The 21,645-nt window shown below is 34.2% G+C and carries 17 protein-coding genes; 14 read left to right on the top strand and 3 right to left on the bottom strand.

The window, feature by feature from the left end:
* Positions 1–25: 25 nt before the first annotated feature.
* Positions 26–1,093 (bottom strand): 3-dehydroquinate synthase, encoded by a 1,068-nt coding sequence (gene aroB, locus ACSVH9_RS07565; protein ID WP_438063185.1) that lies wholly within the window; start codon positions 1,091–1,093, stop codon positions 26–28.
* 92 nt (positions 1,094–1,185) lie between these two features.
* Between aroB and ACSVH9_RS07570 the strand changes: the two genes are divergently transcribed.
* The 5 genes from ACSVH9_RS07570 to ACSVH9_RS07590 all read left to right on the top strand — a co-directional run bounded on the left by ACSVH9_RS07570 (position 1,186) and on the right by ACSVH9_RS07590 (position 7,462).
* Positions 1,186–2,355 (top strand): proline dehydrogenase family protein, encoded by a 1,170-nt coding sequence (locus tag ACSVH9_RS07570; protein WP_438063186.1) that lies wholly within the window; start codon positions 1,186–1,188, stop codon positions 2,353–2,355.
* 258 nt (positions 2,356–2,613) lie between these two features.
* Positions 2,614–3,360, top strand: a complete 747-nt coding sequence (fabG, locus tag ACSVH9_RS07575) for a 3-oxoacyl-[acyl-carrier-protein] reductase (protein WP_159685293.1) — start codon at positions 2,614–2,616, stop codon at positions 3,358–3,360.
* Between the two features lie 93 nt (positions 3,361–3,453).
* Positions 3,454–5,481 (top strand): hypothetical protein, encoded by a 2,028-nt coding sequence (locus tag ACSVH9_RS07580; RefSeq protein ID WP_438063187.1) that lies wholly within the window; start codon positions 3,454–3,456, stop codon positions 5,479–5,481.
* A 29-nt stretch (positions 5,482–5,510) separates the two neighbouring features.
* Positions 5,511–6,407, top strand: coding sequence for a LysR family transcriptional regulator (locus tag ACSVH9_RS07585; protein ID WP_438063188.1), 897 nt, complete (start codon positions 5,511–5,513; stop codon positions 6,405–6,407).
* A 74-nt stretch (positions 6,408–6,481) separates the two neighbouring features.
* Positions 6,482–7,462: a YeiH family protein gene (locus tag ACSVH9_RS07590; RefSeq protein ID WP_438063189.1), complete on the top strand. Its 981-nt coding sequence runs from the start codon at positions 6,482–6,484 to the stop codon at positions 7,460–7,462.
* Here the strand turns inward: ACSVH9_RS07590 and ACSVH9_RS07595 are convergent.
* Positions 7,443–8,219 carry a YoaK family protein gene (locus ACSVH9_RS07595; RefSeq protein WP_438063190.1) on the bottom strand — a complete coding sequence of 259 codons (777 nt, stop codon included), beginning with the start codon at positions 8,217–8,219 and terminating at the stop codon, positions 7,443–7,445. The genes ACSVH9_RS07590 and ACSVH9_RS07595 overlap by 20 nt on opposite strands.
* A 40-nt stretch (positions 8,220–8,259) precedes the next feature.
* Positions 8,260–10,356, bottom strand: coding sequence for an LTA synthase family protein (locus ACSVH9_RS07600; RefSeq protein ID WP_438063191.1), 2,097 nt, complete (start codon positions 10,354–10,356; stop codon positions 8,260–8,262).
* 180 nt (positions 10,357–10,536) lie between these two features.
* Between ACSVH9_RS07600 and ACSVH9_RS07605 the strand changes: the two genes are divergently transcribed.
* From ACSVH9_RS07605 to ACSVH9_RS07645, 9 genes are all read left to right on the top strand, one after another.
* Positions 10,537–10,974 carry a thioredoxin family protein gene (locus tag ACSVH9_RS07605; protein ID WP_438063192.1) on the top strand — a complete coding sequence of 146 codons (438 nt, stop codon included), beginning with the start codon at positions 10,537–10,539 and terminating at the stop codon, positions 10,972–10,974.
* Entirely contained in the window at positions 10,971–11,951 is a 981-nt protein-coding gene (locus tag ACSVH9_RS07610; protein WP_438063193.1) for an FAD:protein FMN transferase, read from the top strand. The genes ACSVH9_RS07605 and ACSVH9_RS07610 overlap by 4 nt, the downstream gene beginning before the upstream one ends.
* Positions 11,951–12,160 carry a DUF4266 domain-containing protein gene (locus ACSVH9_RS07615; RefSeq protein ID WP_438063194.1) on the top strand — a complete coding sequence of 70 codons (210 nt, stop codon included), beginning with the start codon at positions 11,951–11,953 and terminating at the stop codon, positions 12,158–12,160. Before ACSVH9_RS07610 ends, ACSVH9_RS07615 begins: the two co-directional genes overlap by 1 nt.
* A 38-nt stretch (positions 12,161–12,198) precedes the next feature.
* Complete coding sequence (locus ACSVH9_RS07620; protein WP_438063195.1) at positions 12,199–13,515, top strand: DUF3570 domain-containing protein; 1,317 nt, start codon at positions 12,199–12,201, stop codon at positions 13,513–13,515.
* 2 nt (positions 13,516–13,517) lie between these two features.
* Positions 13,518–14,180, top strand: coding sequence for a response regulator transcription factor (locus ACSVH9_RS07625; protein ID WP_438063196.1), 663 nt, complete (start codon positions 13,518–13,520; stop codon positions 14,178–14,180).
* Positions 14,181–14,192: 12 nt separating this feature from the next.
* Entirely contained in the window at positions 14,193–15,572 is a 1,380-nt protein-coding gene (locus ACSVH9_RS07630; protein WP_438063197.1) for a sensor histidine kinase, read from the top strand.
* A gap of 93 nt (positions 15,573–15,665) precedes the next feature.
* Positions 15,666–16,070, top strand: a complete 405-nt coding sequence (locus ACSVH9_RS07635; RefSeq protein WP_438063198.1) for a hypothetical protein — start codon at positions 15,666–15,668, stop codon at positions 16,068–16,070.
* A gap of 95 nt (positions 16,071–16,165) precedes the next feature.
* The gene (locus ACSVH9_RS07640) at positions 16,166–20,500 is read left to right on the top strand and encodes a CusA/CzcA family heavy metal efflux RND transporter (RefSeq protein WP_438063199.1); all 4,335 of its coding nucleotides are present in this window, start codon (positions 16,166–16,168) and stop codon (positions 20,498–20,500) included.
* An 8-nt stretch (positions 20,501–20,508) separates the two neighbouring features.
* Positions 20,509–21,624, top strand: a complete 1,116-nt coding sequence (locus ACSVH9_RS07645; protein WP_438063200.1) for an efflux RND transporter periplasmic adaptor subunit — start codon at positions 20,509–20,511, stop codon at positions 21,622–21,624.
* Positions 21,625–21,645: the final 21 nt, after the last annotated feature.

Below are 21,645 nucleotides of genomic sequence, written 5' to 3' on the forward strand. Positions count from 1 at the left end.
GCAATGCTTTTTATTAAAAAAAAGATTAAGATTTGTAATCTTCGAAGGCTTCAAGAATCAATTCGTTTTCAACCAATTGATTTATTTTTATAGCTCCGATACCTTCAATTAAGGCGAATTGAATGGTTCCGTATTCATTTTTCTTGTCGTGAATCAATAATTCTAAGATTGGATCAAGATCATTTTCTTCAAAAACAATTTTATCGTAGATACTATTTATCGTTTGTTTTATTTGTTGGTATTCGGCTGTTGAAATTAGCCCTTTTTTCAATGAAATAAAACTTTCTAAAATCATTCCTATCGCGATAGCTTCCCCGTGCAGTAAAGTCGTTTTGTCTTTGCTTTCAAGGAAATAACTTTCTATGGCGTGCCCCAAAGTATGACCGAAATTTAAAGCTTTACGAATGCCTTTTTCAGTAGGGTCTTGCATTACAATCTCGTTTTTGATAGCTACAGAACGATGAATAAGTGCGTCAAAATCAGCAAAATCAATAGAAGTTAGGTCTAAAAACTTTTCCCAATACTCTTTATCATAAATCAATCCGTGCTTTAGCATTTCGGCGAGACCTGAACGCATTTCGCTTTGAGAAAGAGTTTCAAGATAAGCGGTGTCGATTAATACCATTTTTGGTACATTAATTACACCTATTTGATTTTTTAGATTACCTAAATCTACACCGTTTTTTCCGCCCACAGAAGCGTCTACCATAGATAAAAGCGTTGTTGGAACATGAATAAAGTCAACACCTCGCTTGAAAGTTGAAGCAACAAAACCGCCCAAATCAGTCACTACGCCACCACCAACATTAATTACTAACGATTTTCTATCAGCACCTAATTCCGTCAATACATTCCAAATTTCAATACACGTTTCTATGTTTTTATTGATCTCTCCCGCTTCAAATTCAACGATTTCTATTGTCAAATCAGTTTCTAGATAAGGTAAAAACTTTGGCAAACAGCTATCGGTAGTATTGCTATCAACGATGATAAAAAGATTAGAATATTTGTTTTCTTTCAAAAAAAGATTCAAATGTTCATAGGCGTTTTCATTAAAATAAATAGGGTAGTTGTTGGCTGTAATAGTTTGCATAATTTCCAAATTATTTGAGTCGCAAAATAAGGCAATTTTTAGTTAATAGAATTCAAAACTCTAGCTATATTTGCATTAAAATTTAACAAATAATGAAAAATATATTCAATAATACACAAGTTGCCTTTGCTTTAAAAAGTGATACAGAACTAGATAGAGCTTATTTTTTGTTTAAAATGATTGCTAGTGAACCCTTGGTTAGAATTGGTACAGCGGTTACAAATTTTGCTATTAAAGCTAATTTACCAGTAGAAAGCTTGATTAGAGCTACTGTTTTTGATCATTTTTGTGGTGGTGTTAATGAAAACGATTGTTTGACGGTTGTTGATAAAATGTATACCAAAGGAGTTTCTTCTGTTTTGGATTATTCTGTTGAAGGAAAAGAAGAAGAGGAGCAATTTGATGCTGCTTTAAAAATGACTTTAAAGACTATTGAATTTGCTAAGGAAAGACTGGCGATTCCTTTTGCTGTGTTTAAACCTACTGGTTTAGGGCGATTGGCTTTGTATGAAAAATTAGGTCAGAAAAAGCCTTTGACAGATGAAGAAACTATAGAATGGAATAAAGTTGTTGAACGATTTGATGCTGTTTGTAAAGAAGCTTACATTAAAGATGTCGCTTTACTTATTGATGCTGAAGAAAGCTGGATGCAAGATGTAGCAGATGATTTGGTTACCGATATGATGCGTAAATACAACAAAGAAAAAGCGATTATTTTCAATACATTACAAATGTACCGCTGGGATCGTTTGGATTATTTGAAGAAAATACACGAAGAAGCTAAACGCGATCAGTTTTTTATTGGAATGAAATTGGTTCGTGGTGCTTATATGGAAAAAGAAAATCTTCGTGCTCAAGAAATGAATTATCCAACGCCTATTTGTGCGTCAAAAGAAGCATCTGATGAGAATTATGATGCGGCGGTGACCTATATGATGGAGCATTTAGATAGTATGTCGATTTTTGCAGGAACTCATAACGAATTGAGTACTTATAAATTGATGGAATTGATGGAGAAAAAGGGTATCAAAAGCAATGATAACCGAATCTGGTTTGGTCAATTGTATGGAATGAGCGATAACATCAGTTACAATCTTGCCGAAAATGGATTTAATGTTGCTAAATATTTACCTTTTGGTCCAGTTAAAGACGTGATGCCGTACTTAATTAGACGTGCAGAAGAAAATACATCTGTGGCTGGACAAACCAGTCGTGAATTATCGATGATAAAAGCAGAGCGTAAAAGAAGAAAAGAAAAATAATTCATTCAAAACAAGAAGTGGTGCAAACCACTTTTTTTGTAGTTCGCATTGCAATGATGGTTATAATGGAGGCTAATTTTTTTTAAAAAGGAAATATCTTATATTTGGCACTCCAAAAATGCTTTTGATACTTACCTATTAAAAGAAAAGATTTTATAGTTCTTGAAAATAATTAATCTTTTGAAAGTGAAATCAGCTTTTTCTGAAATTAAGAAGAAATTGAGTGAACCATTTTCGAAAAACAAATATTGACTAAAAATGAAATTACTAGAAGGAAAAGTTGCCATAATTACTGGTGCAAGTCGTGGAATTGGAAAAGGAATAGCTGAAGTTTTTGCAAAAAACGGTGCTAATGTTGCTTTTACATATAGTTCATCTGTTGCCTCTGCAGAAGCTTTAGAGAATGAATTGAACGCAATGGGAATCAAAGCAAAAGGCTATCAGTCTAATGCAGCTGATTTTGAAGAAGCACAAAAATTTGTTGATGCTGTTTTGGCTGATTTTGGAACAGTTGACATTTTGATTAACAACGCTGGAATCACAAAAGACAACTTGTTAATGCGTATGTCTGAAGCTGATTTTGATTTAGTTATCGATGTGAATTTGAAGTCGGTTTTCAATATGACAAAAGCGATTCAAAAAACATTCTTAAAACAACGTTCAGGTTCTATCATCAATATTAGTTCTGTTGTTGGTGTTTCTGGTAATGCTGGTCAAGCCAATTATGCTGCGTCTAAAGCAGGTGCAATAGGATTTACTAAGTCTGTAGCATTGGAGTTAGGGTCGAGAAACATTCGTTGTAATGCTATTGCTCCAGGTTTTATCGAAACTGAAATGACTGCAAAATTAAGTGAAGATGTAGTAAAAGGTTGGAGAGAAGGTATTCCATTGAAACGCGGAGGTTCTACTGAGGATGTTGCTAATGCTTGCTTGTTCTTAGCTTCAGATATGAGTGCTTACATTACAGGTCAAGTATTGAACGTTTGTGGTGGAATGCTTACCTAAAAAAAGTATTCAGTATTCAGATTTTAGTATTCAGTATTGAATCTGAAAACAACTCAGAATATTGATAGAATATGTTACAATTATAATTAAAATATGACAACAAACACCCTTCTATTACTGATTCTTTCAATAGTTATAGCTGCTGTTTTGTCGTATTTTCAATACCTATATAAAGCCAAAAGTCAATCTAAAGTGTATTGGCTTTTGGCTTTTTTGCGTTTTGCTTCGATTTTTGGTCTTCTATTGTTATTGATAAATCCTATCATAAGTAGAACAGAATTAGAAATTATCAAAACACCATTGCCTATCGTTGTCGATAATTCTAGTTCAATTTCTTTTTTAAAAGCTAATGCACAAGCCGAAAAAGTGTATGAAGCATTGGTTTCTAATAAAGAGTTACAAAATAAATTTGAAGTACAACCCTTTTTGTTTGATGCGACGTTGCAACCATCAGATACCTTTAATTTTAAAGGAAAACAAACACAGTTGGATGTTGTTGCCAAAGATTTGAAGAATTTGAATAAAAATCTTCGTTACCCTACAGTGTTGCTCACAGATGGAAACCAAACTTCTGGAGATGACTATGTTTATAGTTTTGATTCAGAAAATAGTGTTTTTCCAGTAGTTCTGGGGGATACCACTGCTGTTTTTGATTTAAAAATCAGCCAGTTGAATGTTAATAAATATGCATTTTACAAGAATAAATTCCCAGTAGAAGTTTTTGTTCAATATTCTGGAAAGCGTTTGAGTACGGCTAACTTTTCAATTTCAGAAGGAAAAAACACGATTTTAAAACAAGCGGTAAGTTTTACTGCTGGACAAAGAACCGCGACAGTTACCGTTTTTTTACCTGCTGATAAAATTGGCTTGCATTTATTCAAAGCCAATATTACTGCTGGTGTAAAAGAAAAAAATAATTACAATAACACCAAGAATTTTGCTGTTGAAGTATTGGACCAAAAAACAACTGTTGGATTGGTTTCGGCAATTAATCATCCTGATTTAAGTGCTTTTAAACGCGCTATTGAAACTAATGCACAACGTAAAGTAAGTATTATTAAGCCTCAAGAAATCAAATCATTGTCGGATTATAATGTTTTGATTTTATACCAACCCAATGCAAGTTTCAAATCTATTTTTGATGGTGCTAAAGCCGCTGGTATTAATACGTTAGTTGTTACAGGAATGACTACAGATTTTAATTTTCTGAATCAACAACAAAATGATTTGGATTTTAAAGTAACCAATCAAAAAGAAGATTTCTTACCGTCATTCAATACAAAATTCAATTTGTTTGCGTTGGAAAATATAGGTTTTGAAAGTTTTCCTCCCTTAGCACATCCTTTTGGTACCATTAACGCTAAAGAGAATGTTACGGTTTTACTTTCTTCCAAAATACGAAGTATAGATACAGGTTTACCTTTGTTAGCATTTACTGAAACAGGCGGAAAACGAGCTGCGTATTTGTTAGGAGAAAATAGCTGGAAATGGCGATTACAATCCCACGTGGACCAGCAATCATTTGAAAAATATGATGTTTTTATCGATAAAACCATTCAGTTTTTAGCTTCTAATAGTTCAAAAAAATCTTTGGTCGTTACTCACGAAAACTTTTATAATTCAGGAGAAGCAATTGCTATTACCGCTCAGTTTTTTAATAAAAATTATGAGTTTGATGACAATGCGCGACTAACTATTTCTGTTACAAACGTAAAAAATAAGCAAACCAAAAATTATGATTTACTTAAAGGAACCAATTCTTATCAAGTCAATTTAGATGGACTTTCCGCTGGAAGTTATACCTTTACTGTAAAAGAATTGAATACCAAAACCAGTTATTCAGGACGTTTTGAAATTCTAGATTTTGATATCGAAAAACAATTTGTTGCGCCTGATTATACCAAATTATCCCAATTAGCCGAGCAAACGAAAGGAAAAGTATTTCTTCCTTCGCAAATCGAACAATTGATACAACAATTGCTTGCAGATGAATCGTACAAAGCGATTGAAAAAGAGAATGCCATCAAATCACCTTTGATTGATTGGATTTGGCTTTTAATTTTGATTGCAATTTGTTTGTCAACAGAATGGTTTGTGCGTAAATATCACGGGCTATTATAGTTTTAAATGGACTTTTTTAAATGTAACAAATGGATTTTAGGCTAAAAGTATTTTATACCGTAGCAATTCGACTTAATTTTACTAAGGCGGCTGCGGAATTATATATCAGTCAGCCAGCCGTTTCAAAGCACATTCAAGAACTAGAAGAAACCTACAAAACGAAGCTTTTTGAACGAAATGGTTCTAAAATTGCCTTAACACCAGCGGGTCATCTTTTGTTGCAACATACCAAATCTATTTTTGATATTTATCGTGAGATTGAGTTTGATATGAGCTCTTTTGTGACCAAACGCCAGGGATTATTGAGACTTGGAGCAAGCACAACACTTTCGCAATATGTTATTTCTCCAATTTTAGCGCAATTTCACAAAAAAGAAAAAGGAATAAGTATTCATTTAATTAATGGCAATACAGAGCAAATTGAAAATGCATTACTCAACAAGGAAATTGAAGTTGGAGTAGTAGAAGGGCAGTCTAAAAATCAATCGATTAAATATGTCCCCTTTTTGAAAGATGAATTGGTATTGGTTTGTAGAGCCAATCATCCTTTGGCACAAACTAATGAAATCACTATTGCGGCCTTAAAAACACTCCGTTTGATAACTCGAGAAAGAGGTTCTGGAACACTTGAAGTTATTGAATACGCCCTAAAACAACGTAATGTCAAATTATCCGATTTGCAAATCGAGATGCAATTAGGTAGTACAGAAAGTATTAAGTCTTATTTATTGCATTCGGATTGTTTTGCTTTTATATCGATTCATGCTGTTGCTAAAGAATTGAAAAACAAAGAATTAATTGTTATGGATGTAGAAGATTTAATTATCGAACGATTTTTCTATAGCATCACTTTAGTTGGGAAATCAGATACTTTATCGGAATTGTTCATTCGGAATATTTCGAACTATTATAACTTGTCGTTATAGTCAATTGTATTTTGGTATTGGCTTTTTAAATGCTTTCGTCAGACCTTTGTAAAGTAATTTTAAACTACTTTACGATGGATACTACATCAAAACATAATGCCGTTTCACCCACACACTTTTTGAATCTTTCTAGAACGAATCAACAAATTCTTTTTGTTCTTCTCTTAATAGTTTGTCTTACTTTTTCTGTATCACCACCCATTGCATTACTTCTGGGGTTAATAATAGCGAATCTTTCAGGGCATCCTTTTTTGCATTTAAATCACAAAGCGACTTCAGTTTTATTGCAATTATCCGTTATCGGACTAGGTTTCGGAATGAACTTACACAGTGCTATAGCAGCTGGAAAAGAAGGATTAGTTTTTACTATTGTTTCTATTTTTTCTACTTTATTTCTAGGGATTCTTTTAGGTAAATGGCTAGGAATTGACAAAAAAATAGCACATTTAATTTCTTGTGGTACAGCAATCTGCGGAGGAAGCGCCATCGCAGCCATAGCACCAGTAGTGGAATCTAAAGAAAATCAGACTTCAGTAGCTCTGGGAGTTATTTTTATTTTAAACTCTGTGGCTTTGTTTTTGTTCCCTGTCATTGGACATTGGTTACAATTGTCGCAAAACGAATTTGGATTGTGGTGTGCTATTGCAATACACGATACGAGTTCTGTTGTTGGCGCTGCTAATAAATTTGGTGCAGAAGCACTTCAAGTCGCAACTACAGTAAAATTAGCTAGAGCTTTGTGGATAATTCCAATAGCCATTGGTTCTTCTTATTTGTTCAAAAATGGCAAAAAGAAAGTAACCATTCCTTATTTTATCTTTTTATTTATCTTGGCTTTGGTGGTAAATACTTATGTTCCAGCCGTTGCTACAGTAGCTCCATTTTTGGTATCGGTATCAAAAGTTGGTTTAACTATAACTCTTTTTTTAATAGGAGCGGGGCTTAACTTTACAAGTTTAAAGCAAGTTGGAATCAAACCTTTATTGCAAGGGATTCTATTGTGGGGTTTTATCGCTGGATTGGCTTTGCTGGTAATTATGAATTATGCTCATTAATGTTTTTATTCCATTCATAACGTTCCAAATATGAATTTTTCTTTCGATTGAGGTAATAAATTTTTAATCGAAAATAGTCGTAAAACAAAGCGATGAACAAAAATAAGCATCCCAAGAAAAGGGTTTTTAATGCTATGATTTGGTATAACAAGCCACCCACAAAACAGCCCAAGAAAAACAAAGTGATAATCGATAATCTCAGAAAAATGTTTCTTTTTAGTTTTTTCTTTTCTTCAATTTGGGTGTAAAAAAACAATTGTGACAATTCTATACCCAAATCTGTAAACAAACCCGTTAGATGTGTTGTTCTTACGGTTGATTGCGAAATTCGAGTCACTAAGGCATTTTGAAGTCCCATGGCAAAAAGCAACGTAAAAGCAATTATTTTCCCCTGAAGGTTTGTCGCATCAGCAGAAGCTCCGAATAATCCAATAATGAATAATAAAACAATTTCTATCGATAACGGAATGACGTGCGAGAATTCGGGTTTCGTCTTAGTCATTAATTCTACAATAAAATTTGAAGTAAAAGCTCCTAGTAGAAAGAAAAGAATGAATACAAAAAAAGCAAATGCTGCCAAGTATTGATGTTCCATTATTTGCTCGGAAAAGTAGGCGAAATGTCCTGTAACATTTGTGGTGAGTACTTGAATCTCGAGTACTCCAGTTACATTTACAACTCCAGCCACAAAAGATAGTAGGGTTGCTAGTCGTAAATTATGACTGAATGTTCTACTTTTTCCTTGGTGGCGAAACATAGTTTGGTTTTTATCAAATTTACAATAAACCCTTCAGAAATCATTCTTTTTGATATTGCTTATTTTTTAATATTTCTGAGCAAGTTTGATAGTAAGCAATGGTTTCATTAATGAGTTTTTGGTTTGGATTTTTTAATATAATTTCGTCATAATGCGATTCATAAACCTTCGGAACATTTGAATTCAGAATCATTTTTAAATCGAATTGCTTTACTTTTTGTTTAGGAGACAAAATAGTTAATACTTGCTCTTTAATTAGACCTAAATCCTGATAAGTAGCTATGAAAGCTCTTGGTTGATAGTTAGGTTGTAGTACGTTTTGTCCATAAAATTTACTTTGGTAGTTAAAATGCAATACACCAAAAAGAGTTGGCATAATGTCAATTTGAGACATTAGTTGGGTGTATTTTACAGCTTTTGGTTTACTCGGATTGTAGATAAAAGCTGGAATTCGGTATTTATCTAATGGCAATTCAATTTTTCCAGCGCTTGAAGCACAATGGTCGGATACAATTACAAAAATGGTGTTGGTAAACCAAGGCTGTTTTTTTGCCATTGCAAAAAATTGTCGCAAGGCATAATCCGTATATTTTACGCCGCCTTCACGAGATTTAGCATCTCCTGGAATATCAATTTTGTTATTCGGATAGGTAAAAGGCCTGTGATTACTAACAGTCATCCAATGTGAAAAGAAGGGTTTTCCTGTTTTTGCATCAGCATTCATAGTTTGAATCGCTTTTTTTGCCATATCTTCATCGCAAACGCCCCACACATTGGCGAAGCTAATTTCACTTTGAGTAAATGTTTTTTTATCAATAATGTTATAACCATTTCCTCCAAAAAAAGATTCCATATTATCAAAGAAAGCATCTCCACCATACAAATAATTTACTTTGTATCCTTTCTTTTTAAAAATAGAAGCTGTAGTAAACTTGTTTTTATTGTCTTTTCTTTTTACCACACTTTCACCAGCTGTTGGTGGCAAACAAAGTGTCAAAGCCTCTAAGCCTCTTACGGTTCTATTTCCCACAGCATATAAATTGGTAAATTCTAAACTTTTGTCAGCCAAGCTATCCAAGAATGGGGTGATATTCTTTTCATTGCCATATCTTTTCATAAAATCAGCGCTTAAGCTTTCAATAGTAATAAGCACCACATTTTTTTTAATTTCTAAACTGTCAGAAGTAATAGTTCTCTGAGTAGTTGTTCCTTTAATTCCTGGTAGTAAATCGTGTAACAGGGCGTATGCTTCGTTATTTGGCAATGTTTTATAAAACTTGAAATAATCCAATTCGCTATTCATAAATGCCAAATAGAACTTATAAATTCCGTTGGATTGTAATTCATTGGTGAAAATATTGGTCGAATTTTCTTTTTTTGCTAAAGTAGGAATTGCCCAAAACGAAAGCGCAAACAAGCTCAAGAAAACCAAAGACAGACTTATTTTTTCTTTGAAAGTAGGAAGCTTAACCAAATAACTTTGGGTTCTTTTAACAATAAAAAAAGTTATGCCTCCAACTACTATAAATAATGCGGTAAAAATAGGAATCACAGGATAGGATTCCATAATGTTGCCAATTACTTCATTGGTGTAGATTAAATAATTGACCGCAATGAAGTTGTATTTTACTCCAAATTCGTTCCAAAAAAAGTATTCACTAATGCCGTTTTGTAAAAGCAGTAAAACATACAAAAAGATAACAAAACTAAACATCCACAAGCGCAAACGCTCACGGTATTGAGGCAGGAATAGAAATAGCCCAAATAATAAGGTTTTGATGCCAATAAAGGCAATTCCAATTTTGGGTAAACCGCCGCCATATTCATCCAAAATAGTATTTCCTAACGTCACATAACCTAGTAAAGACAGTAATACTCCAAATATAATGTATCCGTACGGCTTGTCGTATTTTGAATTGGAGAGGAAAATTAAGTAAAGCCAAAGAAATCCACTAGCGATTACGAATACAAAGACATCAGAACACAAGCCGAATCCATAAATTGTAACTATTTCAGTGAAAGTAAATGAACTTTGGGTAATAGGGTGAACTAGTAACACAGTTCTTAACACAAAACTAATACTAAGATAAAAAAGGGATAGGTAGTAAAACGGGGAAAATTTTTTTAAAAATGGCATTCTTTATTTTTTATTCAAAATTATACTTGTCTTTTTCTAATTGGTTTAAGATTCATTTAAGATTAACTTAAGATTTGCTTAAAGTAAGCTAAAATTAAGATTCCCTTAAAATAACTAATAAAGAGTTGAGTTTGACTATAAATATAATACTTTTACTTTGTAAATTTAACAAATGTTTATATGAAGAATACGATGCTACTATTATTTCTTTTTTTGACCGCAAGTGGTTTTTCTCAAAACTGGAGTACCAATTTTGATGATGCAAAAGCAGAAGCTACTAAAGAGGACAAAAATATCGTTTTGGTATTTTCTGGTTCTGATTGGTGTGCACCTTGTATGAAGTTAGATAATGTAGTTTGGAAATCAGAAGCCTTCAAACAAGAAGCAGAGAAGAATTGGGTCATTTATAAAGCCGATTTTCCTAAGAAAAAAGCGAATCAATTGGCTCCCGATTTAACCGCTGCTAATCAAAAATTAGCCGAAAAATACAATCGTGGAGGAAGCTTTCCGTTAGTAGTACTATTAGACAAAACTGGGAAAGTGTTAGGAATGACAGGTTTTAAAAATGTTCCTGCCAGTGATTATATTCAATTGATTCATTCGTTAGAGAAAAAATGAAAAAAATAATTCTTTTATTCCTTTTAACATCAGTAATCGCTTTTGGGCAAGTGACCCACAAGCGAAAATTGAATATGCTAGGAAGTCCCTTTGAAATGACGGTTGTTGCTAAGGATACAATTCAAGCCAACATCTATATTGATATGGCTGTTGCCGAAGTTAAACGTATTGAAAATCTAATTTCGGATTGGATTCCAACCACGCAAATATCTCAAGTGAGTAAAAATTCTGGCATTCAACCTGTAAAAGTTGATAAAGAAGTCTATGATTTGGTGGAACGCGCAATAAAAGTATCACAACTTACTTCTGGCGCCTTCGATATATCGTATGCTTCAATGGATAAAATTTGGAAATTCGATGGGAGTATGAAGGAAATGCCCACTCCGGAAGCGATTAAACAATCGGTGGCTAGAATTGGCTATCAAAAAATTGTTTTAGATGCCAAAGCACAGACTATTTACTTGAAGGAAAAAGGAATTAAATTGGGTTTAGGCGGTATTGGTCAAGGCTATATCGCTGATAAAATCAAAGACTTGTTGTTATCAAAAGGTTGTACTTCTGGAATTGTAAATGTTTCGGGTGATATTAATGCATGGGGCTATCAAACCACTGGCAAACCTTGGACTGTAGCGATTGTCAATCCAATGAATAAAAGTAAAGTGTTTGCCACTTTTCCACTCGAAAATAGTGCGGTAGAGACTTCAGGCAGTTATGAGAAATATGTGGTTTTTGACGGCAAGCGCTATTCTCACATCATTGACCCAAGAACGGGTTATCCAGCACAAGGTGTGGTTAGTGTTTCTGTTTTTGCCAAGCAAACAGAGATTGCAGATGCCTTAGCTACAGGAATTTTTGTTTTGGGAGTTGATGTAGGTTTGGATTTAGTCAATCAACTGAAAGGCATCGGATGCATAATTGTTGACGATAAAGGGGAAATACATACCTCTAAAAATATAGATATTAAAAAATTTAACTAATGAAAAAAATACTTTTTGCTAGTATACTGGTAGCTGCTTTACAATCTTGTACTTCTGTAAAAGAATATGAAAAAGTAGCTATAAATGACCCTGATATGAAGCTTGCTGCAAGAGCATCAGAACGCTATGAAACCACTTTTCAGGTCTACAGAGAAGCTTCTGCTGGGGCTAATGGAGGAAAAACTGGTGGCGGTTGTGGATGCAACTAAAGCCTTGAAATAATTTATTTTTAATTGAAATTTAAATAATGAAAAAAGCCCTATTCATTCTATTACTGAGTATTGTTTTCTTTGCCAATGGGCAACAGAAAGACTCTACAGCAGTTGGATTTAAGAAAAGAGTATTAGAAACTACCGAAGTTGATTTCTTGTTAAGCTACTACAAACAAGATGGGATACATTCAGCTGTTTCTGGAGGAAGTGGAACCGAAAATCTGACAGATATTACGGCTGCAATAGTGGTAGCAATGCCATTAAGCGATGATGAAGTACTTACGGCTGACATAGGTATTTCTGCTTATTCATCTGCATCATCAAGTAATATTAATCCTTTTGATAGTAATACACCAAACCCTTGGCAATCTAGTTCGGGAGCATCGCAATCAGACCAATTGACAAGTTTGGCTTTATCGTATTCAGCTAGCTCTGATGACAGAAACACGATTTGGAATGCCCACGTTTCGGCTTCAGTTGAATATGATTATTCTTCTATTGGATTTGGCGGTGGAATTACCAAAGAATTTAATGATAAAAATACTGAAGTAAGCCTTTCTGCTAGTGCGTATTTGGATACTTGGAAACCCATTTATCCGAAAGAATTGCAGGATTTCAAAAATAATGGAGATAACTTAAACGGCGGAATATTTGATTATTTTACTATCACAGGAAATACAGCCTATAATCCAAGTCAATTCGAATTTCATAAGGATAAGAAAAGAAATTCTTATTCTGTATCGTTAAGTTTGTCTCAGGTAATCAATAAAAAATTGCAAGCCTCGGTGTTTTTGGATGTGTTACAACAACAAGGTTTGCTATCTACGCCTTATCAAAGGGTGTATTTCAAAGATGTGTCGGCTTCCTTTATTAATAATTTTCAATTGGCTAATGATATTGAACGCCTACCAGATTCAAGATTCAAATTACCAATAGGAGCGAGGTTGCATTATTACATCAATGAACGCTTTGTTTTGCGAACCTATTATCGTTTCTATTCTGATAACTGGGGAATACAGTCGCATACCGCTAGTATCGAATTACCAATCAAGCTAACGGATCGCTTTACGGTTTTTCCGATGTATCGTTATTATACACAAACCGCTTCTGACTATTTTGCGCCTATCAATACGCATTTATCTTCTGATAGATATTATACTTCAGACTATGATTTATCTGCTTTTGATGCCAATCAGTATGGATTTGGAGTCAATTATACCGATATTTTTACAGGAGCAAAAATTTGGAAATTTGGCTTGAAAAATATTGATTTCAGATACAATCATTACGATAGGAGTGATGGTTTGAAAGCTGATATTGTCTCACTTGGATTCAAGTTTTTAATGCAGTAACTATGAAAATTCTTATTGTAGAAGATGAAGTTGGAATTGCAGATTTCCTCAAGCAAGGTTTGGAAGAAGAGGGCTATACCGTATTGGTGGCTTATGATGGAGAAGCTGGTTTAGCTTTGGCATTAGAGCAAAAAGTAAACGTCATTTTACTAGATTGGATGCTCCCGAAAATGAACGGAATAGATATTTGCAAGGCACTAAGAAAAGTAGATAATCAAACGCCAATTTTGTTTTTGACAGCCAAAGATACTGTACAAGAAACCATAGAAGGTTTGAAAGCTGGAGCGAATGATTACATCAAGAAACCTTTTAGTTTTGATGAATTAATTGAACGAATTAAAATTCATTTTAGAAATACGGCTTCTAATGACAAATTGGTTTTAGGCACTATCACTATTGACCCTTCTAAACATCAAGTGCTACTGAGCAATCAAGAAGTCAATCTTACGCAACGCGAATATGAATTATTAGTATATTTAGTCAAAAATAAAGGAAAAGTTTGTACTCGAAATCAAATTATTGAGGACGTTTGGGATATTCATTTTGAATATGATACAGGAGTTATTGATGTTTTTATGAATGCTATCCGAAAAAAACTCAATCTCAATAAAGAAGAAGATCTCATTAAAACTATTCGTGGCGTTGGCTATATTGCGAATGATTAATTTTTCATAAATATGTTTTCATTTTCATACAAAGACAGAATTGCCTTTAACTATATTTTGAGCACAGGGCTCTTAATTTCTGTCGTTTTCATTGTGATTTATCAAAGTATGAAATACAATGTGAACACGCACATTAATGAAGACATTCAAACCGAAATTCAAAAGCATTTAGAAGAAATTGAAATCGATCGCAATAATACCTACTTAATTCAAGTTGATCAGTGGCGTGCAAGAGAACACAATACGGTGACGGTAAATCCTGTATTCGTACAATTTTTTGACAGTAATAATCAGTTGATTGACAAGTCACCCAACTTGAAAGGACTCCAGCTTAAAATGTACAAAACCACTTTTGATAATACTTTTATCGATACTTATCTTAATAAAAAACCTATTCGTCAGATTCAAGTACCGCTTTATGACGAGCAGAAAATTATAGGTCATTTGTTTATCGCAATGTCTTTAGATGATGCACAAATGATTTTAACGAATTTGCGCAACACACTTTCAGTTTCATTTCCTTTAATACTCATTCTACTATTTCTTATTGCACGGTTAATTGCTGGTCGAAGTATAAAACCCGTTACTGCTATTACAGAAACTTCAAGTAATATTACAAAAGACAACCTAAAAGGGCGCATCGTTTTACCTCAAAACAAAGATGAACTCTATACCCTTTCGAAAACTATCAATGATTTGCTAGATCGAATAGAAAATGCTGTAGAGCGCGAAAAACAATTCACCTCAGATGCTTCCCACGAATTAAGAACGCCACTGACCGTTTTGAAAGGTACTTTGGAGGTTTTGATACGAAAACCAAGAACACAAGCAGAGTACGAAGAAAAAATTGCATACAGTATCAAAGAAGTCAATCGTGTAAATAACTTGGTTGATCAATTATTGCTATTGGCGCGTTTCGAAAACCAAAAACAACGATTAAAAATTGAGAAGGTTTATTTGAACGCGCTTATTTTGGACACATTAACTTTGTATTCAGAAAAAATAAAATCAAAGAGAATAATGGTTAATAGCCAGTTTACTTCAGATTTTTATATCGAGTCGGATCATTACTTAGTAGCCATTGTTATTGGCAATATTATTAGTAATGCTATCAAGTATTCTGGAGAAAATACGGTAATCACAATCGCATTAAATAAAGATGAAAATGGTACTCATTGTATTATTACAGACCAAGGAATAGGTATAGTCAAAGCCGATTTAGATAAAATTTACCACCCTTTTTATCGTTCTGATGCCACTAATCATCCTACTATAAAAGGTTCTGGGTTAGGGCTTTCTATAGTGAAACGAATTGCAGAATTACTCCCTATGGATATCGAAATTTTTAGTGAAACGGGCAAAGGAACTAAAGTAGTCTTAAGTTTTCATTAATCTCTTTTTAAGCCGTTCTTAAGATATTTCATATATTTACCACTTACTTTTGTACCAAAGCTTGACGCTGTAACCATTTGAAAGTAGTTGTATATGTCTGTCAAAAAAATAACGACCCTTTTATTTCTATTTGTTTTTGTGTATTCCAACACAGAAATAGGGCAGTTATTCAAAATACCCAATTTGATTCAGCATTATTTAGAACATCAAAATCACAACCAAGAACAAGCCTTTTCATTTATAGATTTTACCATCAGTCACTACAATAATTTAAACAAACACACCGATACTGATGGTCACGATAAGCACGAAAACTTGCCTTTCAAAAGTCAAACCATAAATCTCGACACGGTTGTCTTGGCTTTTGAGGAACCTCAATCTATTTTTACTTTAAAAAACCCTATACGAGTAGTTGTAAATCAATCACTTCCGATTTACAAAGAATGGTATATTTCTAATGTATTTAGTGCTATTTGGCAACCACCTAAACTAGTTTAAAAGTTATTTTGTTACTAATCATATTTTTGATAAGTACTATTTTGTGAGTTATTGGTTTTCTAATGATTCTAACGTATAATTTTTAATTTACTAGTATGCTGAATAAAATCATAGCATTTTCTATCAACAACAAACTCATTGTATTATTGTTTACTTTGAGCGTGTTTGGTTTCGGATTGTTTTCTGTATTCCAAATTTCTATTGGCGCGGTTCCTGATGTTACCAACAATCAAGTACAAGTGATTACCACTTCACGAAATCTTTCGACTCAAGATATTGAGCAATTTATTACGTATCCTGTCGAGATTGAAATGGCTAATTTGCCAGGCGTAAAAGAAATTCGTTCCATTTCAAAATTCGGATTATCGGTCGTAACGATTGTTTTTGATGACGATTTGGGAACCTATTTGCCTCGTCAATTAATTGCCGAAAAAATAAAAGCGGCTTCCGAAAAAATCCCCGAAGGTTTTGGTACACCCGAAATGGGACCAATTACCACTGGATTGGGAGAAATTTATCAGTACACTTTGGAGGTAAAACCACAATTTAAAAACAACTATTCCATAACCGATTTAAGAACGATTCAGGATTGGATTGTGAAAAGACAATTGTCTGGAATCAATGGGGTGGTCGAAATCAACACTTGGGGTGGTTATTTAAAGCAATACGAAATCAGTATTCGTCCTTCGGAATTAAAGGCGATGAATTGTAGCTTGACTGAAATTTTTACCGCTTTAGAGAAGAATAACAGCATTGCTGGTGGGGCTTATATTGAAAAGACGAATCAGAGTTATTTCATTCGTGGCGAAGGAAAAGTCAATAGCATTCAGGATATTGAAAACATTGTGGTTAAAAACACCAATGGTCTTCCCGTTTTGATTAAAAATATTGCCAAAGTACAATTTGGCCACGCCAATCGTTTTGGAGCGATTACTGGAAATGGAGAAGGAGAGAAGGTACTCGGACAAGTGATGATGCTCAAAGGAGCCAACTCAAAACAAGTCATTAGTGATGTCAAAGATAGAGTAGCCGAAATCCAAAAATCACTGCCAGAAGGCGTGTATATCAATGGTTTTTTAGAACGAAGTGAACTCGTTGGAAAAACCACCTTTACGGTAGCCGAGAATTTAATTTTAGGTTGTTTGATAGTAATTTTTGTGGTGGTTTTATTGCTAGGAAATTGGCGTTCTGGATTGGTCGTGGCTTCTGTGATTCCGTTGTGTTTGTTGTTTGCCATTTCGTTTATGAACATTTTCGGAATCGATGCCAATTTGATGAGCTTGGGTGCCATTGATTTTGGAATTATTATCGATGGAGCGGTAATTATAGTAGAATTTATTGCCTTTCAAATCGCCCAAAATTCCGCACATTTGGCAGGATTAAACAAAGAAAATCGCCAAATAGAAATTGACCAAATCACCTATAAAAGCGCTTCTAAAATGATGAATTCTGCCATTTTTGGTCAGTTAATCATTCTGATTGTTTTCATTCCGATTTTGTCTTTGTCAAGTATCGAAGGAAAAATGTTCAAACCAATGGCTATGACGTTTAGCTTTGCTTTACTTGGTGCGATGATTTTCTGTTTTACTTATGTTCCTGTTGTGGCTTCGATGTTTTTAAAACCAACAAGAGAAAATCCAAACTCAATTTCAGAGAAGCTCATTCGTAAATTAAATTCTTGGTATCTGCCTTCCATTACTTGGGCTTTGGGAAATACCAAAAAAGTATTGTACGGAGCCCTAGCGTTATTGGTGTTTTCGGGAGTTTTATTTAGTACTATGGGAGGCGAATTTATTCCCACTTTAGACGAAGGAGATTTTGTGATTCAGCCCGTACTAAAAACAGGAACTTCTTTGACCAAAACCATCGAAACCACTACTAAAATGGAGAAAATTATTTTGAAAAATTTCCCTGAAGTAGAGCAAGTCGTATCTAGAATTGGTGCTGCAGAAGTCCCTACCGACCCAATGTCGATGGAGGAAAGTGATATTATTGTGAAACTAAAACCTAAATCAGAATGGGTTTCTGCCACTTCCAAAGATGAATTGGCCGATAAAATCAAAGAAGCCTTAAACGCCCAAATTCCGAATATGGAAATCGAGTTTACACAGCCTATTGAAATGCGTTTTAATGAGTTGATTTCTGGAACACGTTCTGATGTGGCGATTAAGATTTTCGGAACCGATTTGGATGTTTTGGCCAGAAAAGCGCACGAAATAGAACGCGCCATCAAAAAAGTACCTGGTGCTTCTGATGTTATTATTGAAAAAACAGAAGGTTTGCCTCAAATGTATGTACAATACGACCGCTCCAAAATTGCACGCTACGGTTTGAATATTGAAGATTTGAACGATGCCATCGCGCTGAGCTTTGCTGGAAAAGTAGTGGGAAATGTTTTTGAAGGCGAAAAACGATTCGATATGGTGATTCGTTTAGACCAAAGCAACAGAAAAAGTATTGAGGACTTGAAAAACTTATATGTTACGGTTCCTAATGGCGTTCAAATCCCGTTGAATGAGTTGGCTACCATTGAATATGCTGAAGGTCCAGCCAAAATATCACGTGACAATACCAATCGACGTATTGTAGTTGGAATTAATGTTCGAAATCGAGATTTACAAAGTGTGGTGACCGATATTCAAAAAATTGTAGACACACAAATCAAATTACCAGCAGGTTATTATGTGAAATACGGCGGACAATTCGAAAATTTAGAAAGTGCCAAAGCCCGATTACTTATTGCTGTTCCTATCGCTTTATTGTTGATATTTATACTGTTGCATTTTGCTTTTGGTTCTATGAAAGAAGCTTTGATGGTGTATTCGGCGATTCCGTTATCGGCAGTGGGAGGAATTTTGTTGTTGTGGATTCGTGATTTGCCTTTCAGTATTTCGGCAGGGGTTGGTTTTATTGCCCTTTTTGGTATTGCAGTATTGAACGGAATCGTGCTTATTGAACATTTTAAAGAACTAAAACATCAAGGAATGACCGATATGAATGCCTTAATTTTGAAAGGAACTACCGACCGTTTGCGTCCAGTGCTATTGACAGCCGCCGCCGCCGCTTTAGGTTTTTTACCAATGGCGATTTCGTCCTCAGCAGGAGCAGAGGTGCAACGTCCTTTGGCAACGGTAGTAATTGGCGGGCTTTTTACAGCTACGGTATTGACCTTGATTGTATTGCCAATTCTTTTTAAAGTTTTTGATTCAAAAGAATTCAAAAGACCCAAATTGAAAAAAGGCAAAAAGCACCTTACTGCTATTTTGTTTTTGTTAGCCAGTAGTTTTGGATTTGCTCAAAACACCAATATGTCACGAGAAGCGGTAATTGCCAAAGCTCTTGAAAACAACAAAGGCATTAAAGCGGCAGCATTGCAAGTCAATAAAATGCAAGAAAACATTAAAAGCAGTTTTACCTTCGAAAAAACCAATGTGTATTATTCGTATGACCAAAACAATTTGGCCTTGAATAATCTACCGTTGAAAGTTTTCGGAGTGCAACAACGCTTTTTGTTTCCTACCGTTTATGGAGTGCAAAAGAAAGCGAATACCTCAGAATTTGAGAAAGAGAAGGCCAATTATGAACTTCAAAAAAACAAACTTTCACTGCAAGTAGCCAAAACCTATGAGCAAATCGTGTATTGGCAACATCAGGAACGCTTGTATTCTTATTTAGATAGTTTGTACCAAAATTTCTCTAAAGCCAGCGACCGTCGTTTTGAATTGGGTGAAACTAATTATTTAGAAAAAATTACAGCACAATCGAAATACAGACAAATTAAAACCAAGCTGTCGCAAATTAACTTTGAGAAAAAAGCACAGTACGAATCCTTGCAAGCTTTGGTACAATCCGACGAAAAAATAAGCATTCTTGAGAAAGAATTAGTACCAATGGCTACTTTGGATACTACCTTAAATAAAGCTATTCATGTTGCTTATTTAGAGAGTATTAGTAAAATGTATAAATCTCAGATTAGCTTACAAAAACAACATTGGTTACCCGATTTGAATTTGGAATATTTTCAAGGACGAAATAACGGTCTGTCACAATCTTTGTATGGTTTTCAAGTGGGTATTGCGGTTCCTATTTTGTTTTCAGGAAATGTATCCAAAACCAAAGTAGCACAATTAGAATCGCAAAGTTGGGAAGAGCAAAAGCTTAATCAAGAACAAAAAATGACGCAATTTATTCGTCAACAGCAAAATGAAATTGCCAAGTACCAAGAAAGCATCAATTATTACAATGCTACTGGGAAAAAATTATCTGAGGAAATCATCAAAGTGGCGAATAGCAGCTATAAAAATGGAGAAATTGACTTTTTTCAATACATTCAAAGTTTAGAAAATGCTGTGGCGATAAAAATAGAATATGTAGAAGCTGTGCTGCAATTCAACAGCAATCAATTAGAATTACACTACCTTAATTTTTAGTTTAGATTATGAAAAAACAACTGTATATATTAGTGCTTACACTGCTTTTTATAGGCTGTAAAAAAGAAGAAACTACACCAGCAACAACAGAAGACGATGGTTTGGTTAGAGTTACTCAGGCACAATTTCAATCCGCAGGAATGGTGATTAGCACCCCTGTAATGAAAGATTTTGACGAAACCATAAAAGTATCTGGCAAGATTGATGTTCCGCCTCAAAATAGAGCAAAAGTTACCACTTTCATAGGGGGTTATGTAAAAAGCACTCAACTTTTGGTGGGAGACCGAGTTCGTAAAGGACAAGCTTTATTAACCCTTGAAAACACAGCTTTTATTGATATTCAGAAAGAATATTTAGAAGTAGCCGAGCAGCTAAAGTATCTCAAATCTGAGTTTGTTCGACAAAAAACCTTGTATGACGAAAAAATAACCTCACAAAAGAATTATTTCAAGGCGGAAAGTGAGTACAAAAGAGCGATGGCAACCTATCAGAGTTTGAAACAAAAACTAATTTTGCTGCACATTAGCCCTGTTCAGGTGGAGAAAGGCAAATTTACCTCGGTAATAACTATTTACGCTCCTATTTCTGGTGATATTGTGATTATGAATGCTAATGTAGGAATGCTGATGAATCCTGAAGATGTGATTTTGGAAATTGTAGATACAGACCATTTGCATTTAGAATTAGCTGTATTTGAAAAAGATATTTTGAAAGTAACTAAAGGCCAAAAAATCAAATTTACCGTTCCCGAAGCGACTAAGGAAGTGTTCAATGCAGAAGTGCATTTGGTAGGAAAATCAATTGAAGGAAATGACAGAACCATCAATGTTCACGGGCATTTAGAAGACGAATCCAAGCAAAGATTACTTACGGGTATGTTTGTAGAAGCAGCCATTATTTTTGATACTAAAAAAGGATTAGCGGTACCTACAGAAGCTATTATTAAAGAAAACAACAAGTATTACGTTTTTACTTTGGTAACCAATAAAAATGGGTATGCCTTCAAGAAATTAGCCGTATCTTTAGGAGAACAAAATGAGGATTTTAGTGAAATACTTCCAAATACTTCCATCAACGCTTCCACTAAAATTTTGACCAAAGGCGTTTTTGATTTAGCAGAATAAAAAATTTAACTTAAAAATAAA

Origin of the sequence: Flavobacterium sp. RSSB_23 (assembly GCF_051547145.1) — a bacterium.
Taxonomy (GTDB): domain Bacteria; phylum Bacteroidota; class Bacteroidia; order Flavobacteriales; family Flavobacteriaceae; genus Flavobacterium.

What these genes read in the sequence shown, in the direction of transcription:
- aroB (WP_438063185.1), bottom strand. Translation starts at nt 1,093, where the DNA reads ATGCAAACTATTACAGCCAACAACTACCCTATTTATTTTAATGAAAAC.
- ACSVH9_RS07570 (WP_438063186.1), top strand. Translation starts at nt 1,186, where the DNA reads ATGAAAAATATATTCAATAATACACAAGTTGCCTTTGCTTTAAAAAGT.
- ACSVH9_RS07605 (WP_438063192.1), top strand. Translation starts at nt 10,537, where the DNA reads ATGAAGAATACGATGCTACTATTATTTCTTTTTTTGACCGCAAGTGGT.
- ACSVH9_RS07615 (WP_438063194.1), top strand. Translation starts at nt 11,951, where the DNA reads ATGAAAAAAATACTTTTTGCTAGTATACTGGTAGCTGCTTTACAATCT.
- ACSVH9_RS07620 (WP_438063195.1), top strand. Translation starts at nt 12,199, where the DNA reads ATGAAAAAAGCCCTATTCATTCTATTACTGAGTATTGTTTTCTTTGCC.
- ACSVH9_RS07635 (WP_438063198.1), top strand. Translation starts at nt 15,666, where the DNA reads ATGTCTGTCAAAAAAATAACGACCCTTTTATTTCTATTTGTTTTTGTG.
- ACSVH9_RS07630 (WP_438063197.1), top strand. Translation starts at nt 14,193, where the DNA reads ATGTTTTCATTTTCATACAAAGACAGAATTGCCTTTAACTATATTTTG.
- ACSVH9_RS07610 (WP_438063193.1), top strand. Translation starts at nt 10,971, where the DNA reads ATGAAAAAAATAATTCTTTTATTCCTTTTAACATCAGTAATCGCTTTT.
- ACSVH9_RS07595 (WP_438063190.1), bottom strand. Translation starts at nt 8,219, where the DNA reads ATGTTTCGCCACCAAGGAAAAAGTAGAACATTCAGTCATAATTTACGA.
- ACSVH9_RS07585 (WP_438063188.1), top strand. Translation starts at nt 5,511, where the DNA reads ATGGATTTTAGGCTAAAAGTATTTTATACCGTAGCAATTCGACTTAAT.
- ACSVH9_RS07590 (WP_438063189.1), top strand. Translation starts at nt 6,482, where the DNA reads ATGGATACTACATCAAAACATAATGCCGTTTCACCCACACACTTTTTG.
- ACSVH9_RS07625 (WP_438063196.1), top strand. Translation starts at nt 13,518, where the DNA reads ATGAAAATTCTTATTGTAGAAGATGAAGTTGGAATTGCAGATTTCCTC.
- ACSVH9_RS07580 (WP_438063187.1), top strand. Translation starts at nt 3,454, where the DNA reads ATGACAACAAACACCCTTCTATTACTGATTCTTTCAATAGTTATAGCT.
- ACSVH9_RS07600 (WP_438063191.1), bottom strand. Translation starts at nt 10,356, where the DNA reads ATGCCATTTTTAAAAAAATTTTCCCCGTTTTACTACCTATCCCTTTTT.
- ACSVH9_RS07640 (WP_438063199.1), top strand. Translation starts at nt 16,166, where the DNA reads ATGCTGAATAAAATCATAGCATTTTCTATCAACAACAAACTCATTGTA.
- fabG (WP_159685293.1), top strand. Translation starts at nt 2,614, where the DNA reads ATGAAATTACTAGAAGGAAAAGTTGCCATAATTACTGGTGCAAGTCGT.
- ACSVH9_RS07645 (WP_438063200.1), top strand. Translation starts at nt 20,509, where the DNA reads ATGAAAAAACAACTGTATATATTAGTGCTTACACTGCTTTTTATAGGC.